The organism is Mycobacterium sp. 1274761.0 (assembly GCF_001668615.1).
Taxonomy (GTDB): Bacteria; Actinomycetota; Actinomycetes; order Mycobacteriales; family Mycobacteriaceae; genus Mycobacterium.
Genome location: NZ_LZMC01000112.1, coordinates 19,936 through 35,162, shown reverse-complemented (window position 1 = coordinate 35,162; position 15,227 = coordinate 19,936). Strand labels below are relative to the sequence as shown.

Below are 15,227 nucleotides of genomic sequence, written 5' to 3'. Positions count from 1 at the left end.
AAAGTAAGGACAAAGCATGGCTCAGAACGAAAATCTCGCCGCGCTGTCCGCCGCGGGCGTCTCCGTATGGCTGGACGACCTCTCCCGCGACCGCCTGCAGACCGGAAACCTGCAGGAGCTCATCGACACGAAAAGCGTTGTGGGCGTGACGACCAACCCGTCGATCTTTCAGGCGGCGCTGTCGAAGGGCCATGCCTACGACGACCAGGTCAAGGAGTTGGCCGAGCGCGGCGCCGACGTGGATGCCACCATTCGCACTGTCACCACCGACGACGTCCGTGACGCGTGCGATGTCCTCCGACCGCAGTGGGAAGCCTCCGACGGCGTTGACGGCAGGGTGTCGATCGAGGTCGATCCGCGACTGGCACACGAAGAGGAAAAGACCGTTCAGCAGGCGATCGAGCTGTGGAAGATCGTCGATCGGCCCAATCTCTTCATCAAGATACCCGCGATGGAGGAGGGCATTCCAGCGATCACATCCGTGCTCGCCGAGGGCATTTCGGTGAACGTGACGCTGATCTTCTCCGTCGAGCGCCACCGTGCGGTGATGGATGCGTATCTCGCCGGGCTCGAGGCCGCGAAGAAGGGCGGCCACGACATTTCAAAAATTCACTCCGTTGCGTCGTTCTTCGTATCACGCGTAGACACCGAGGTGGACAAGCGACTGGAGAAAATCGGCAGTGATGAGGCACTTGCGTTGCGAGGGCAGGCCGGTGTAGCCAACGCGCGGCTTGCGTACGCGGCGTACGAAGAGGTGTTCGTCGGCGGGGACCGCTTCGAGGCACTCAAGGCTGACGGCGCCCGTGTGCAACGGCCGCTGTGGGCCTCCACCGGCGTGAAGAACCCGGACTACTCGGACACGCTGTACGTCACTGAGCTGGTGGCGCCGAACACCGTGAACACCATGCCGGAGAAGACAATCGACGCTGTCGCCGACCACGGTGTCATCACCGGTGACACAGTCACCGGTAAGGCCGACGAAGCCCAACAGATCTTCGACAAGCTCGAGGCCATCGGAATCGACCTGCAGGACGTTTTTCTCACCCTGGAAAACGAGGGCGTCGAGAAATTCGAGAAATCGTGGCAGGAACTACTCGACGAGACCCAGACTCAGCTCGACGCCGCCAAGAAATGACGGCGGCGGGCAAGGCGGCGGTGAGCACCGCCGCGCCGTCGGGGTGGCGTAACCCGTTGCGGGACAAGCGTGACAAGCGCATGCCCCGCATACCGGGGCCGTGCGGGGTGGTGATTTTCGGCGTCACGGGTGACCTCGCCCGCAAGAAGCTGATGCCCGCGATTTACGACCTGGCCAACCGCGGCTTGCTGCCCGCCAACTTCGCCCTGGTCGGCTTCGCCAGAAGGGATTGGGCGGACGAGGATTTCGGCAAGCTCGTCTGCGACTCGGTGAGAGCGCACGCCCGCACTCCTTACCGGCAAGAGGTCTGGGACCGGCTGGCCGAAGGCATCCGGTTCGTGCAGGGCACCTTCGACGACGAGAAGGCCTTTCAGAAATTGGCCGAGACGCTGGAGAAACTCGACGCCGAGCGCGGCACCGGCGGCAACCACGCGTTCTATCTGTCCATCCCGCCGAAGGCCTTTCAGATGGTCTGCGAGCAGCTGCAGAAGTCCGGCCTGGCACGCCCGCAGCAGGGCCGATGGAGCCGGGTGGTGATCGAGAAGCCGTTCGGCCACGACCTGGCGAGTGCACAAGAGCTCAATGCCACTGTCAACAGCGTGTTTCCGGAGGAGTCGGTGTTCCGCATCGACCACTACCTCGGCAAGGAAACCGTTCAGAACATCCTCGCGTTGCGGTTCGCCAATGAGCTCTACGAACCCGTGTGGAACAACAACTACGTCGACAGCGTGCAGATCACGATGGCCGAAGACATCGGTCTCGGTGGCCGCGGCGGGTATTACGACGGCGTCGGCGCCGCCCGCGACGTCATCCAGAACCACCTCATTCAGCTGATGGCGCTCACCGCGATGGAGGAGCCGGTCAACTTCAGCCCGCATGAGTTGCAGGCCGAGAAGATCAAAGTGCTGTCGGCGACCCGGCCCATGCAGCCACTGGATGACACCACAGCGCGCGGCCAGTACACCGCGGGCTGGCAGGGCAGCGAGAGGGTGCCCGGCCTGCTCGAAGAAGACGGCTTCTCGAAGGACTCGAAGACCGAAACGTTTGCGGCGATGGCGCTCGAAATCGACACCCGCCGCTGGGCCGGTGTGCCGTTCTTCCTTCGCACCGGAAAGCGGTTGGGCCGCAGGGTGACCGAGATCGCGCTGCTGTTCAAGCGGGCACCGCATCTTCCGTTCGACACCACCATGACCGAAGAACTCGGCAAGAACGCGTTGGTGATCAGGGTGCAGCCGGACGAGGGCATAACGTTGCGCTTCGGGTCCAAGGTGCCGGGCAGCCAGATGGAAGTCCGCGATGTCAACATGGACTTCTCCTACGGCTCGGCGTTCGCCGAGGACTCCCCCGAAGCATACGAGCGGCTGATACTGGACATGCTGCTCGGCGAGCCATCGCTGTTTCCTCTCAACCAGGAAGTTGAATTGTCCTGGGAGATCCTCGATCCCGTCCTCGACCATTGGGCCGCGCACGGCAAGCCGGATCCGTACGAGTCGGGCACATGGGGCCCGGAGTCGGCGTTCGAGATGATTCGGCGCATGGGCCGGGAATGGAGGCGGCCTTAAATGGCGCGCACGCGTGGGGGTACCGCCCAGGCGAAGCCGAGGGGGAGAGCGCAACAATGACGCGCACGCGAGGAGCGCACAAATGATCGTCGATCTGCCCAACACAACCACCAACGACGTCAACAAGAAGATCACGGGACTGCGTGAAGAAGGCGGCGCGCTGACGCTGAGCCGGGTGCTCACGCTGGTCATCTCTCTCGACGACGAGGACGGTCTCGAAGACGCCGTGGAAGCCGCGAACTTCGCCAGCCGCGAACATCCCTGCCGTGTCATTGCGGTGCTGCCGGGTGACCGCGACGCGGCAGACCCGCGACTGGACGCCCAGATCCGGGTCGGCGCCGATGCGGGCGCCGGCGAGGTCGTGGTGTTGCGGCTGTCGGGCGAACTCGCCGGCCACGCCGGCAGCGTGGTGCTGCCGTTCCTGCTGCCCGACACACCGGTGGTGGCGTATTGGCCGGTGGGTGCGCCTGCGGTTCCGGCGCGGGATCCGCTCGGCCAGTTGGCGATTCACCGCATCACCGACGCGACCAGCAGCGCCGATCCGTTGGCGGCGATCAAGGGCAGGCTGCAGGGCTACACCGCCGGCGACACTGATTTGGCGTGGAGCCGGATCACCTACTGGCGGGCGCTGCTGGCGTCGGCGCTGGATCAGGCGCCCTACGAACCTATCGACTCGGCGCTGGTGTCGGGCCTGAAGGACGAGCCGGCGCTCGACATCCTGGCGGGCTGGCTGGCCAGCCGTATCGACGGTACGGTGCGGCGCGCCGTCGGCGACCTGAAGGTCGAGTTGCACCGCAAGAGCGAGACGGTGACGTTGAGCCGCCCGCAGACCGGTGTGACCGCCACGCTGACCCGCACCAGCAGGCCCGAGGCGCTGATTCCGTTGGCCCGCAGGGAGGCCAAGGAATGTCTGGCCGAGGAAATGCGACGGTTGGACGCCGACGAGATCTACTTCGAGGCGCTCGCCGGCATCGACAAGGTCCAGTACGGATGAGCACGGTCATCGAGAAGTACCCGGACAAGTCGGCGCTGGTGGCCGCCATCGGTGACCGGTTGATCGGTGCTATCACCGACGCCATCTCCGCGCGGGGCCAGGCGTTGATCGTACTGACCGGCGGCGGCACCGGCATCTCGTTGCTCGAACACGTCAGGGACAACGGCGTTGCAATCGACTGGTCGAAGGTCCGTCTGTTCTGGGGCGACGAACGGTATGTGCCGGAGGACGACGATGAGCGCAACGAGAAGCAGGCCCGCGAGGCGTTGATCGACCACGTCGACATCCCCCCAGCCAATGTGCACGCGATGGCCGCCAGCGACGGTGAGTTCGGCGACGACATCGATGCCGCCGCACTGGCATACGAGCACGTGCTGGCCGCGGTCGCCGGCGAAGGCCAATCGGTACCCGAATTCGACGTCCACCTGTTGGGAATGGGGGGTGAGGGTCACATCAATTCGTTGTTCCCGCACACCGCAGCGGTACGCGAAACCGCTCGGCAGGTGGTGGGGGTCACCGACTCCCCCAAACCCCCGCCGCAGCGAATCACGTTGACACTGCCCGCGGTTCGGCGCTCGCGCGAGGTGTGGCTGGTGGTGGCCGGTGCCGAGAAAGCCGACGCGGTCGCCGCCGCGGTCGGTGGTGCCGACCCGGTTGACCTGCCCGCCTCGGGCGCCAAGGGCCGTGAAGCCACGGTGTGGCTGCTCGATGAGGAAGCCGCAAGCAAGCTTCAGTCATAGGCATCAGTCGTAGGCGTCGGCCAACGCCTCGGCATAGCCCGCTGTGTAATCGGCGATGGCGCGGACGTCGTCACCGCACGGGCGGACGAGCTCTCGGGGATCGCATTGGCAGTATTGGCGCTGCATGCAGGTCAGACGTCGACTCGAACGCGACGGTTCCACGAGATGTGATCAAATGACGGTCATGGCAGAAAAGGGTGTCAGCAGATCCGGTGCCCGTTCCGGTCGGGAGCGGATCCAGAAACTCGCCCAGGCGGCGTTGAACGCCGACGTCACCGTCGAGCAGGTCGACTCCATCCTTGCCGGGCTGAGCGAGACGCTCGAGGATCTCAACCATTCCACGGGCAATCTGGACGCCACCCTGGAACGGTTCAACGACACGATCAGCCAGATCAATCAGTTGGCGCCGCGCCTCAACGCCGTCGTCGACCGGCTGGAGGGCATCGTCAGCCGCGTGGAACGCATGGTGGGCATCGGCGAGGCCGCGGTCGCGCCGCTGGCGGCGACGGAAACGGTGGTGCGAGGGGCCATCAACGCGGTGCGGCGAACCACAGGCCGCTGACCGTCAGCCGCTATTGCGAAGCGCGGTGGCCAGCCCGCTCATGGTGAGCAGAATGCCGCGCTGCACGAGCTCGTCGTCGTCGCCGGACCGGTAGCGCCGCAACAGCTCGACCTGGAGGTGGTTCAGCGGTTCGAGGTAGGGGAACCGGTTGAACACCGAGCGCGCCAGCGCCGGGTTGTCGGCCAGCAGGTCGTCCTGGCCGGTGATGGCCTCGTGCATCGCGATGGTGCGGGCGTGCTCGGCGACGATCTTGTCGAACACCCGCCGTCGCAGCGCCTCGTCGTCGACCAACTCCGCGTAGCGCGCCGCCAGCCCCATGTCCGACTTGGCCAGCACCTGAGCCATATTCGATAACACGGTGCGGAAGAACGGCCAGCGCCGGTACAGGTCCTGCAACACCTCCAGGCGGCCGTCGTCCTCCGCGATCCACTCCTCGAACGCGGTACCGGTGCCGTACCAGCCGGGCAACATGACGCGGGACTGGCTCCAAGCCAGCACCCACGGAATGGCCCGCAGATCGGCGATCGACGTCGTAGGTTTGCGGGAGGTCGGCCTGCTGCCGATGTTCAGCGCGCCGATTTCGCCGACCGGCGTAGATGCCGTGAAGTAGTCGACGAAACCCGGTGTCTCGTGGACTAATTCGGCATAGGCGCGGTGCGCGCGGGCGGCCAGATCGTCGAGCACTTCGTAGGCGGGGCCGGCCTCGTCGCCCAGCCCTTCGACGTCGAGCAGCGAGGCTTCCAGCGTCGCCGCCAACAGCGTCTCCAGATTGCGGTGCGCGATCCTCGGTTCGGCGTACTTGGCGGCGATCACCTCGCCCTGCTCGGTCAGCCGCAGCGAGCCGTTCACCGCCCCCGGCGGCTGCGCCAGGATGGCATCGTAGCTGGGGCCGCCACCACGGCCCACGGTGCCGCCGCGACCGTGGAAGAGCCGCAACCGGATTCCGGTCTTCCTGGCCGACTCCACAAGATCCAGCTCAGCTCGGTACAGCGCCCAGTTGGCTGCCAGATAGCCGCCGTCCTTGTTGGAGTCGGAGTAGCCCAGCATGATCTCCTGGCTGTCACCGCGTGCCGCCACCAACGACCGGTACATCGGAAGGTCAAGTGCCGCCTCCAGAATCGACGAGCCGCGCTGCAGGTCATCGATTGTCTCGAACAACGGAACGATGCTCACCGGACAATATGGCTTGTCACCGGAGGCGTCGAGCAAGCCTGCCTCCTTCAGCAGCACAGCCGCCTCGAGCATGTCGGACACCGATTGGCACATCGAGATGACGTAGTTCGGCACGGCCAACGGACCGAATACGGCGACCGCCCGCGCCGCCGCGAAACAGATGTCGAGTTCTTTGCGTGCGAGCTCCGACAGCTCGGCGTGCCCGCCGATCAGGGGGCGACGGGTGCCGAGCTCGGCGACCAGGAGTTCGACCCGGTCGGGTTCGGATAGCGACCGGTAGTCGGGATGCACACCGGCCCACTCCAGCAGCTCCGCGACTACCTCTTCGTGCACATCGGAGTTCTGCCGCATGTCCAGGCTGGACAGGTGAAAACCAAAGGTGCGCACCGCTTCCCGTAGCCGCGCCAGCCTCTCATCGGCCAGCACCGCGCTGCCGTGGGCCCGCAGCGACCCGTCGACGACGTCGAGGTCGGCCAGCAGTTCGACAGGTGTGCCGTAACGCTCGAGGCCGAGATCGAGCTCGTGCTCGGGCTGGTCGTCGAGGATCTCGTGCGCCGTTGCGGTGAGCCTGCCGTGGATCACGCGAAGCGCGCGCCGGTACGGCTCGTCGGCCCGTGCCGGCTCGTGGCAGGCGTCGGCCAGGTTTAGCAACTCGTCGCTGACCTTGACCAGCCGTGCCGACATCGACAGCTCTTCCTCCAGCGAGGTGATCTCGGAGAAATAGTGCGCGAGTGCGGTGTAGGCCGCACGCGAGGTGGCCAACCGAACCACGTCGGCGGTGACGTTCGGGTTGCCGTCCCGGTCCCCCCCAATCCACGAGCCCGGCCGCAGGATCGGCTCCTCGAGCAGCGTCGCATCAGGCCACCGGTCCTGCAGCGCCGCACGGACTTCCGCATTCACCTTCGGGATCACCTCGAGAAACGCGGCCGGATAATAACGCAGGCCGGTCTCGATCTCGTCCTGAATCTTCAGCCGGGACAGCCGAATCAGCGCCGTCTGCCAGAGCGTCAAGATGTTGCGCCGCAACTCGGTTTCGATATCACGGCCTTCGGCGGTTTCGTTGTGGCCATGCAGGCGCAACCGCATCAGCTCCGTGATGCGGTGCTGGGTGTCGAACACGGTGCGGCGACGAGTTTCGGTGGGGTGTGCGGTGATCACCGGTGACACCTGAGCGCCGGTCAGGGTCTCGACCACCGTCGCTGAGTCGAGCTCTGCGGCGTCGAGCTTGAGATAGGTGGCGGCCAGAGTGCTGTCTTGCGGCGGCTCCCCCGCCGCAATGTGAATGGCGCGTCGACGCTCGCGATGAATGTCCTCTGCGACATTGGCCAGCAGAGCGAAATGGGTGAAGGCGCGGATGACCGGAACCGCCTGCCGCACATCGATGCCGTCGAACAAGCCGGCAAGTTCTGCCCGGTCGATTTCCGATCGGCGCACCCGGAAGGACTCGACGCGGGCGCGCTCGACGAGATCGAAGACCTCTTCCCCGTTGTGCTCGCGCACGGTGTCGCCGAGGATGGCGCCGAGCAGTCGGATGTCTTCCCGCATCGGCTCGGTGGCTTCGCGGCCGATCTGTGTCCGGTGCACCGAGCCGATGGGCGCCAGCGCGGTGTCGGGTCCGTCAGCCATCACCCGATTATCGGCGACGCCTAATCCGTCCGCAGGGCGGGGACCGCGTGGGTCAGACCGCCGCCGCCACGATCGTGAGCAGAATCACGAGGAACATCAGCACGAACGGAAGCGCCACGACGGCGATCATGATCCCGACGCCGTTGTACTTCTGCGGACCGACGCCCAGCGAACCGGGGCTGAACGACCACACCGGCGCCTTGTACTCCAGCGCGGCCACCTGGCCCGGCCGCACATCGGCCGTCGCATCTGCCGGCCCGAGCTTCGGCGGAAGGAAGTACGGGACGTGCACATGCACATGGTGCTGACCGGGCCGGGCGGGCACATGCGTGCGTCCCCAGCCGGACACCGGCACCTCGTAGCCGTCGACGGCGATCTTGGGCTTGATGAAGAAGAAGAGCCAGGCCAGCGGAAAGAATTGGGTGTTGATCACGATGCCCTCGCCGGGGTGCCCGTACTGCGGCTGCGGGGGCTGCTGGAATTGATGGTACTGCTGCGGGGGCCGGTGCTGCGGCGGTGGCGGATAGCGATGCGGCGGCGGCTGATTGTGCCGGTATGGCTGCGGCCCCTGCGGAGTGCTCACAGTCCGTAACTGAAGCACACAAGTTGCCGTGCCGCTGGATTCGCGGCGAACGCGCTAGGCGTACTTGATCTGCTAGGCGTACTTGATCTGAAGGGCCACGCCGATGATGCAGACGAGCCAGATACCCGTGATGAACAGCGTCAACCGGTCGAGGTTCTTCTCCACCACCGTCGATCCCGAAAGGCTGGACTGAACGCCGCCGCCGAACAGCGTGGACAGGCCGCCGCCCTTGGCGCGGTGCAGCAGTACGAGCAGGATCACCAGGACACTGGTGATCACCAGCGTGATCTGCAGGGCCAATTGCATGGCCGCCAGACTACAGGCCGGCGTGCCGTGTTAGGGCAGCGGCCCGCCAGCGGCGATGGCAGAGAGGGTGGCGAACTGCTCGCCGTCGAGCGACGCGCCCCCGACCAGCGCGCCGTCGACGTCCTCCTGGGCGACGATCTCGCCCACATTCTTGGCGTTCACCGAGCCGCCGTAGAGCACTCGGACGCCGGCGGCCAGTTCTGGGTTTGCCAGCTTGCCGAGCTCGTCGCGGATGGCCTTGCAGACTTCCTGGGCGTCGGCCGCGCTCGCGACGCGGCCGGTGCCGATGGCCCACACCGGTTCGTAGGCGATGACGGCCTGGCCGATCTGTTCGGCCGACAGTCCGGCCAGCGAACCGCGCAGCATCTCGACGTTGTGCTCGACGTGATTACCGGCCTCGCGGACCTCGAGCTGCTCGCCGATGCAGATGATCGGCGTCAGCTCGTGCTTGAACGCAGCGGCGGCCTTCGCGGCGACCAGCGCATCATCCTCACCGTGGTAGGTGCGCCGTTCGGAGTGCCCGACGACGACGTAGGTGCAGCCGAGCTTGGCGAGGAACGCGCCGCTGATGTCACCGGTGTAGGCGCCGGAATCGTGCGGGGACAGATCCTGGGCGCCGTAGGTCAGCCGCAGCTTGTCGCCGTCGACGAGGGTCTGCACGCTGCGCAGGTCGGTGAACGGAGGGACTACCGCCACGTCGACCTTGTCGAAGTACTTGTCCGGCAGTGAGAAGGCGATCTTCTGCACCAGAGCGATCGCTTCGAAGTGGTTGAGGTTCATCTTCCAGTTGCCGGCGATCAGCGGCTTGCGGCTCATATCAACCCTTTCAGGATGGTCAGGACTTCTCCAGAACATCTATGCCGGGCAGCGTCTTGCCCTCAAGGTATTCCAGGGAAGCCCCGCCGCCGGTGGAAATGTGCGAGAAGCCGTCTTCGGGAAGGCCGAGTTGCCGCACCGCGGCGGCCGAGTCCCCACCACCGACGACGCTGAACGCGCCCTTCTCGGTGGCGCCGATGATGGCCTCGGCGACGCCCTTGGTGCCCTCGGCGAACGCGGGAAACTCGAACACGCCCATGGGGCCGTTCCAGAAGATCGTCTTGGCGTTGGACAGCAGGTTGGTGAACCTGTCCACCGACCCCGGACCGATGTCGAGGCCGATCTTGCCGTCCGGAATCTGGTCTGCGGCAACGCGTTCGGGCGGTGAATCGGCCGCGAACTTCTCGGCCACCACGATGTCCACCGGCAGGTGGATGACGTCGCCGTAGTCCTCGAGCAGCTTGCGGCAGGTGTCGATCATGCCCTCCTCCAGCAGCGAGGATCCGACCGAAACCCCTTGTGAGGCAAGGAAGGTGAAGCACATGCCGCCGCCGATCACCAGGCTGTCGGCCTTGGTGGCGAGGTTCTCGATGACCGCCAGCTTGTCGGAGACCTTGGAGCCGCCGAGCACTACCGCGTAAGGCCGGTCGGTGGAACTGGTCAGCTGTTCGAGCACTTTGATTTCGTCGGCCACCAGCGTGCCCGCGTAATGCGGAAGCAGCGTCGCGACGTCGTACACCGACGCCTGCTTGCGGTGCACGACACCGAAGCCGTCCGAGACGAAGACTCCGGCCGAGCCGTCGGGCGCGGCGACGAGTTCGGCCAACTGCCGGGCAAGTGCGAGCCGCTCGCCGTCGTCCTTGCTGGTTTCGCGCGGATCGAAGCGGATGTTCTCCAGCAGGAGGATGTCCCCGTCGGTAAGCCCTTCGGCGCGGGCCAGCGCGTCGGTGCCCACCACGTCGCCGGCGAGCTGGACATGCCGTTCCAGCCGCTGCCCCAGCGCCTTGGCGACCGGAGCGAGCGAAAGCTTGGGGTCGGGGCCGTCCTTGGGCCGGCCGAGATGGGCGGTGACGACGACCTTCGCGCCTGCATCGGAGAGCGCCTTCAGCGTAGGCACCGAGGCGATGATGCGGCCGGGATCGGTGATTTCGCGGTTGTCGTCGAGCGGAACGTTCAGGTCGGAACGGACCAGTACGCCCCGACCCGAGACCCCTTCTGACAGAAGGTCATCGAGTGTCTGAATAGCCACTGCGCTACAGCGACTTGCCGACCAGCGCGACGAGGTCTACGCACCGGTTGGAGTAGCCCCACTCGTTGTCATACCAGGCGACGACCTTGGCCTGGTTGTCGATCACCTTGGTCAGACCGGCGTCGAAGATCGAGCTGTGCGGGTCGGTGACGATGTCACTCGAAACGATGGGCGCGTCGTAGTACTTCAAGATCCCCTTCAGCGGCCCGTCGGCGGCGGCCTTGAACGCCGCGTTGATCTCGTCGGCGCTGGCCGACTTGGACAGCTCAGCGGTCAGGTCGGTGGCCGAACCCGTCGGGATCGGAACGCGCAGCGCGTAGCCGTCCAGCTTGCCCTTGAGTTCGGGCAGCACCAACCCGATGGCCTTTGCGGCACCGGTAGAGGTCGGCACGATGTTCAGCGCGGCGGCGCGGGCGCGACGCAGGTCCTTGTGGGGACCGTCCTGCAGGTTCTGGTCCTGGGTGTAGGCGTGCACAGTCGTCATCAGGCCCCTGACGATGCCGAACTCGTCATTGAGCACCTTCGCCACCGGGCCGAGGCAGTTCGTGGTGCACGAGGCGTTGGAGATGATGTTCTGGCTGCCGTCGTACTTGTCGTCATTCACGCCGAGCACGACGGTGAGGTCTTCGCCCTTCGCCGGTGCGGAGATGATCACCTTTTTGGCGCCGGCTTCGAGATGCCCCTTCGCCTTCGCGGCGTCGGTGAAGATACCGGTGGACTCGACAACCACGTCGACGCCGAGATCGCCCCACGGCAGGGCCGACGGCCCCTCCTTGACCTCGAGGGCCTTGATCTTGTTGGTGCCGACGACGATGGTGTCATCGCCCTCCAGGCTGATCTCGTCCGGGTAGCGGCCCAGGATCGAGTCGAACCGAAGTAGATGCGCCAGCGTGGCGTTGTCGGTCAGGTCGTTGACCGCCACCACCTCGATGTCGGTGCTCTTGCCCTCGGCCTTCTGCGCTTCGAGAGCCCGGTAGAAATTGCGCCCGATTCGGCCGAAGCCGTTGACGCCTACCCGAATGGTCACTGGTTTCTCCCTCTTTCGCCTTAATGCCCGCTGCCCAGCGTAGTGGTGTGAGAGCGGTCACGCGAAGCCTGGTCAGAGGACCGCCAGGCCCTGATCGGTATACGGATTGCCCAACCATTTCCGGCGAATCCGCTGCAGTGTGCCGTTCTCTTCGAGCTCGGCCTGGGCGACGCTGATCCTGGCCAGCAACTCCTGGTTCTCGAGGCCGACGGCGATGGCGATGTTCTCTGTCGAGATGGCCTGTTGTACGACCTCGACGTCGGCGAGCGCCTTGACGAGCTCAGTGAGCACCGGGACCAGCTTCATAAACGCGTCGCAGCCGCCGGTAGTCAGGTCGTCGAGGGCGGCGCGGATGTCGTTGTAGTCGTAGACCTGCACGCGGGCGGCTTTGCCGTCGGCGACAAGCTGGTCGGCGATGGGCTGGCTGGTATTGCCGTGCTGCACTCCGATCGTCAGACCGTGGAGGTCGTCGATCGAGTGCACGTTCGGCAGCCGGCGAGTGTTCACAGCCAATCCCTGGCCAGAGATGAGGTACGGCGGGAGGAAGGCCGCCTGCTTCTCCCGATCGGGTGTGACGGTCGTGCCGGCGGTGACGCAATCGAAGGCGCCGGAGTTCAGCGCGTCGAAGATGCCGTTGAAGTCGGACCCCTCGTACGGGACGAACTCGACCTGAGCGTCCAGCTTTTCGGCGATTGCGGTCATCAGGTCGATGTCGAGACCGCTGTCGTCGGCCATCCCGTTGAACGGCGGATCGGGGTAGGCGACGCCGACCCTCAGTGTCTGCATGGGCTCACGGTAGCGGTTGCAGCTCTCGCCGGATCCGGTCGATCTGGTCGCTGGCATAGGTGACCGCGGTCGCCATGTTCATTGCGGCGCCGTCCTGGGCGAGCGTTGCGTAGGTGTTGTCGCCGAGGACCTCACGAAGGTCTGCGATTGTCGTGTTGAACTCCTCCACGGCCGGCGCGGAGGTCGGGCTGATACACGCGAAACCGGCGATGGTGGCGGCCGGCTCGAGGTCGCCATGCCGGTAGAGGAACCTCATGAAGATGCCGAGCGCCGCCCGCAGCTGCGTGATGTTTCCGGATTCGTGGTAGTTGCGGATGGCCAGCGCGATGTTGTCGAGTGCGACCACGGGATCGCCTAATTCATCATCGATCCGGTTGAGCGTCATCGCCAGCGTCAGGACTATGTAACCCACATTCGCGCGATTGCCGCTCTGCTGGGCGATCTCGAGCCCCATGCGCAGTGTGTCCAGTGCGCCATCCGGGTCGACGGCGCTCTGCGCCATACCGCGGACGAGCAGGGCGAATGACCTGGCGTACGGGTTTCCGGTCGTCTGGGCAGCCTCAACGAGGCCCTCGACATCACGTAGGGCCTCCTGCACCCTGCCCGCGTTGATAAGCGCGATGGCCAAGCACCCTCTGGCGAACTGCAGAGGGTCGGGACCTCGTTGCCTCTGCTCCCGGAAGAACGCCACGTAGCGGTCGGGCACGTCGATCGCTGAGTACACCGCCCCGAGCCACAACTGCTCGGGGCTGAGCGGCACGTCGGCATGGCTGCCCGCCAAAGCCTGTTGTCCCGCTTCGCTGTACGCGAGCGCGTCATCGCCGCGGCCGAGCAGATAACATAGTGTGGCAACGCCGCACACCGAGACAAACTCGGGATGGTCTGCAGCACATGGGGACTCGAGAATCTCTTCTGCCCATGCCACGGGCTCGAAGTTGTCCACCAGAGCGCCGAACCAACCCGCACGCTTCACGATCGTCGCGGCAGTGTCGAGGTCGTCGCGGTCGGCCGCCCAGCGAAATGCCGTGCGCAGGTTCGGTAATTCGGTTGCGAACCAGACGTACGCCTCCTTCTGGCGCGGGCTGTCCCACACCGCGAACGTCTCGTCGGCCTTGGCCGCGAAGTGCCGGGAGTGCTCGCTTCGGACAGTGTCGGCCTCACCACGTGCGGCGAGTTGTTCCTCGGCGAACTGTCGGATGGTCTCCAGCATCGAGTAGCGGGTATGTCCCGATGACCGGTCGGCGGTCACCAATGACTTGCGCACCAGCGCGTCGAGCACATCGAGCGTCGTAAACTCGTCAGTAAAACTGCTGACCGCACAAGCGCTTTCGAGGTCGAACCCGCCGGCGAACACCGCGCACCGCTCCAGCAACGTCTTCTCGGGCTCATCGAGCAGGTCGTAGGACCACTGCACGGCGTGGCGCAGCGTTTGGTGACGCTCCAAGCCGCGACGCGCGCCGACGAGGAGACGGAATCGGTGGTCGAGCCTGTCGCGCATCTCAGTCGCGGTCATCGACGCCATGCGTGAGGCCGCCAACTCCACCGCCAGCGGAATGCCGTCGAGGCGACGGCAGATCTCCGAAATGGCTTCGGGGTCTCCGGCCGAAAATCCTTGCGCGACGTGGCGAGCACGCTCCATGAAGAGATCAACGGCCGTGTCGACATCCAGCGACCGCACCCGCCACACCTGCTCGTCGGGCATGCCGAGTGCTTCGCGGCTGGTCGCCAGAATTCGCGCCGTGGCCGAGTGCGTCAGGATGGCCTCCGTCACGTCGGCGACGGCGTCGAGAACATGCTCGCAGTTGTCGAGCAGCAATAGCCGTATCCTGCCATCCTGCGCGGTGGCGACGGACTCGGTCACCGTGATGCCGGGCTGCTGCGTGACGCCGAGTATGCATGCGATCGCATCGGGAACGGCCGCCGGGTCGCTGACCGTGGCTAGTTCGAAAAGCCATACCCCATCAGGGAATTCGTCAGCCACCTGGGTGGCGGCTTCGAGGGCGAGCCGGGTCTTGCCGACACCTCCGACGCCGGTGAGCGTAACCAACCGCTGGGTTCGCAACGCTTCTTTGATGTCGGGCAGCTCCGCATCACGGCCAACGAAACTCGTCGGCGGCGGGCGCAGATTTCCCGGGCTGGTATCGAGCGTGCGCAGCGGCGGGAATTCCTCGGTCAGACCCGGTGCGCGCACCTGGAACAGCGTGACCGGCGCGGGCACATCGCGAAGCCTCCGCGGTCCCAAATCCAGTAGGTCGAATCCATTGACCAGCGACGCCGTCGACTCAGCTACCAGAACCTGGCCGCCATGGCCAGCCGCCATCACCCGCGCCGCCCGGTTCAACACCGCGCCGAAATAGTCGCCGTCCTGAAGGGCCGCCTCCCCCGTCGCGACGCCCATTCGCACGGGCAATTCCAGCTTGCGTTGAGCTGCAACCGCGGCGTCGAGCGCAGACGTCGGCGAGGCGAACGCCGCGATCACACCGTCGCCGGTGTGCTTGACCAGAAAGCCATCGTGGCCCTCGATCGCGCCCCGCAACACCTCATCGTGCGCCCGCAGCGCGGTCCGCATCGCATCCGCGTCGGACTCCCACCGCCGGGTCGAACCCTCGATGTCGGTGAACAGAAACGTCACAACCCCCGATGGAGCCGACACGCACGCAGAATGCCA

General features: G+C 65.7%; 14 protein-coding genes. 5 read left to right on the top strand and 9 right to left on the bottom strand.

Going from position 1 to position 15,227, the window contains the following annotated elements; genetic code table 11:
• Positions 1-16: 16 nt before the first annotated feature.
• The 4 genes from tal to pgl all read left to right on the top strand — a co-directional run bounded on the left by tal (position 17) and on the right by pgl (position 4,431).
• Positions 17-1,135, top strand: a complete 1,119-nt coding sequence (gene tal, locus A5651_RS23960; protein WP_066987121.1) for a transaldolase — start codon at positions 17-19, stop codon at positions 1,133-1,135.
• Positions 1,132-2,697: a glucose-6-phosphate dehydrogenase gene (gene zwf, locus A5651_RS23955; RefSeq protein ID WP_066987119.1), complete on the top strand. Its 1,566-nt coding sequence runs from the start codon at positions 1,132-1,134 to the stop codon at positions 2,695-2,697. Before tal ends, zwf begins: the two co-directional genes overlap by 4 nt.
• Before the next feature lie 82 nt (positions 2,698-2,779).
• Positions 2,780-3,691 (top strand): glucose-6-phosphate dehydrogenase assembly protein OpcA, encoded by a 912-nt coding sequence (opcA, locus tag A5651_RS23950; RefSeq protein ID WP_066987116.1) that lies wholly within the window; start codon positions 2,780-2,782, stop codon positions 3,689-3,691.
• Positions 3,688-4,431: a 6-phosphogluconolactonase gene (gene pgl, locus A5651_RS23945; RefSeq protein WP_066987113.1), complete on the top strand. Its 744-nt coding sequence runs from the start codon at positions 3,688-3,690 to the stop codon at positions 4,429-4,431. Before opcA ends, pgl begins: the two co-directional genes overlap by 4 nt.
• Before the next feature lie 3 nt (positions 4,432-4,434).
• On the opposite strand, the gene A5651_RS26270 is transcribed toward pgl, so the two are convergent.
• A complete protein-coding gene (locus A5651_RS26270; protein ID WP_255361849.1) occupies positions 4,435-4,557 on the bottom strand; it encodes a hypothetical protein in 123 nt (40 codons plus the stop codon).
• Positions 4,558-4,615: 58 nt separating this feature from the next.
• Between A5651_RS26270 and A5651_RS23940 the strand changes: the two genes are divergently transcribed.
• Positions 4,616-4,993: an ATPase gene (locus tag A5651_RS23940; protein WP_066987296.1), complete on the top strand. Its 378-nt coding sequence runs from the start codon at positions 4,616-4,618 to the stop codon at positions 4,991-4,993.
• Between the two features lie 3 nt (positions 4,994-4,996).
• Here A5651_RS23940 and ppc read toward each other — a convergent pair whose 3' ends face one another.
• The 8 genes from ppc to A5651_RS23900 all read right to left on the bottom strand — a co-directional run bounded on the left by ppc (position 4,997) and on the right by A5651_RS23900 (position 15,212).
• A complete protein-coding gene (gene ppc / locus A5651_RS23935; RefSeq protein WP_066987110.1) occupies positions 4,997-7,792 on the bottom strand; it encodes a phosphoenolpyruvate carboxylase in 2,796 nt (931 codons plus the stop codon).
• 52 nt (positions 7,793-7,844) lie between these two features.
• Entirely contained in the window at positions 7,845-8,375 is a 531-nt protein-coding gene (locus A5651_RS23930) for a hypothetical protein (RefSeq protein ID WP_231988806.1), read from the bottom strand.
• 72 nt (positions 8,376-8,447) lie between these two features.
• Complete coding sequence (gene secG, locus A5651_RS23925) at positions 8,448-8,681, bottom strand: preprotein translocase subunit SecG (RefSeq protein WP_066987107.1); 234 nt, start codon at positions 8,679-8,681, stop codon at positions 8,448-8,450.
• Between the two features lie 30 nt (positions 8,682-8,711).
• Positions 8,712-9,497, bottom strand: a complete 786-nt coding sequence (tpiA, locus tag A5651_RS23920) for a triose-phosphate isomerase (protein ID WP_066987104.1) — start codon at positions 9,495-9,497, stop codon at positions 8,712-8,714.
• A gap of 19 nt (positions 9,498-9,516) precedes the next feature.
• On the bottom strand, positions 9,517-10,746 hold the full coding sequence (gene pgk / locus A5651_RS23915; protein WP_066987101.1) for a phosphoglycerate kinase: 1,230 nt from the start codon (positions 10,744-10,746) through the stop codon (positions 9,517-9,519).
• A gap of 4 nt (positions 10,747-10,750) precedes the next feature.
• The gene (gene gap, locus A5651_RS23910; RefSeq protein WP_066987098.1) at positions 10,751-11,773 is read right to left on the bottom strand and encodes a type I glyceraldehyde-3-phosphate dehydrogenase; all 1,023 of its coding nucleotides are present in this window, start codon (positions 11,771-11,773) and stop codon (positions 10,751-10,753) included.
• 72 nt (positions 11,774-11,845) lie between these two features.
• Positions 11,846-12,559 carry an ABC transporter substrate-binding protein gene (locus A5651_RS23905; RefSeq protein WP_066987095.1) on the bottom strand — a complete coding sequence of 238 codons (714 nt, stop codon included), beginning with the start codon at positions 12,557-12,559 and terminating at the stop codon, positions 11,846-11,848.
• Between the two features lie 4 nt (positions 12,560-12,563).
• Positions 12,564-15,212, bottom strand: a complete 2,649-nt coding sequence (locus tag A5651_RS23900; protein ID WP_231988805.1) for an adenylate/guanylate cyclase domain-containing protein — start codon at positions 15,210-15,212, stop codon at positions 12,564-12,566.
• Between the last annotated feature and the right edge of the window lie 15 nt (positions 15,213-15,227).

Bases quoted from the DNA above. Each gene is read 5' to 3' on its own strand.
- A5651_RS26270 (WP_255361849.1), bottom strand. From the start codon at position 4,557: ATGCAGCGCCAATACTGCCAATGCGATCCCCGAGAGCTCGTCCGCCCG.
- ppc (WP_066987110.1), bottom strand. From the start codon at position 7,792: ATGGCTGACGGACCCGACACCGCGCTGGCGCCCATCGGCTCGGTGCAC.
- tpiA (WP_066987104.1), bottom strand. From the start codon at position 9,497: ATGAGCCGCAAGCCGCTGATCGCCGGCAACTGGAAGATGAACCTCAAC.
- secG (WP_066987107.1), bottom strand. From the start codon at position 8,681: ATGCAATTGGCCCTGCAGATCACGCTGGTGATCACCAGTGTCCTGGTG.
- opcA (WP_066987116.1), top strand. From the start codon at position 2,780: ATGATCGTCGATCTGCCCAACACAACCACCAACGACGTCAACAAGAAG.
- zwf (WP_066987119.1), top strand. From the start codon at position 1,132: ATGACGGCGGCGGGCAAGGCGGCGGTGAGCACCGCCGCGCCGTCGGGG.
- A5651_RS23940 (WP_066987296.1), top strand. From the start codon at position 4,616: ATGGCAGAAAAGGGTGTCAGCAGATCCGGTGCCCGTTCCGGTCGGGAG.
- A5651_RS23905 (WP_066987095.1), bottom strand. From the start codon at position 12,559: ATGCAGACACTGAGGGTCGGCGTCGCCTACCCCGATCCGCCGTTCAAC.
- tal (WP_066987121.1), top strand. From the start codon at position 17: ATGGCTCAGAACGAAAATCTCGCCGCGCTGTCCGCCGCGGGCGTCTCC.
- pgl (WP_066987113.1), top strand. From the start codon at position 3,688: ATGAGCACGGTCATCGAGAAGTACCCGGACAAGTCGGCGCTGGTGGCC.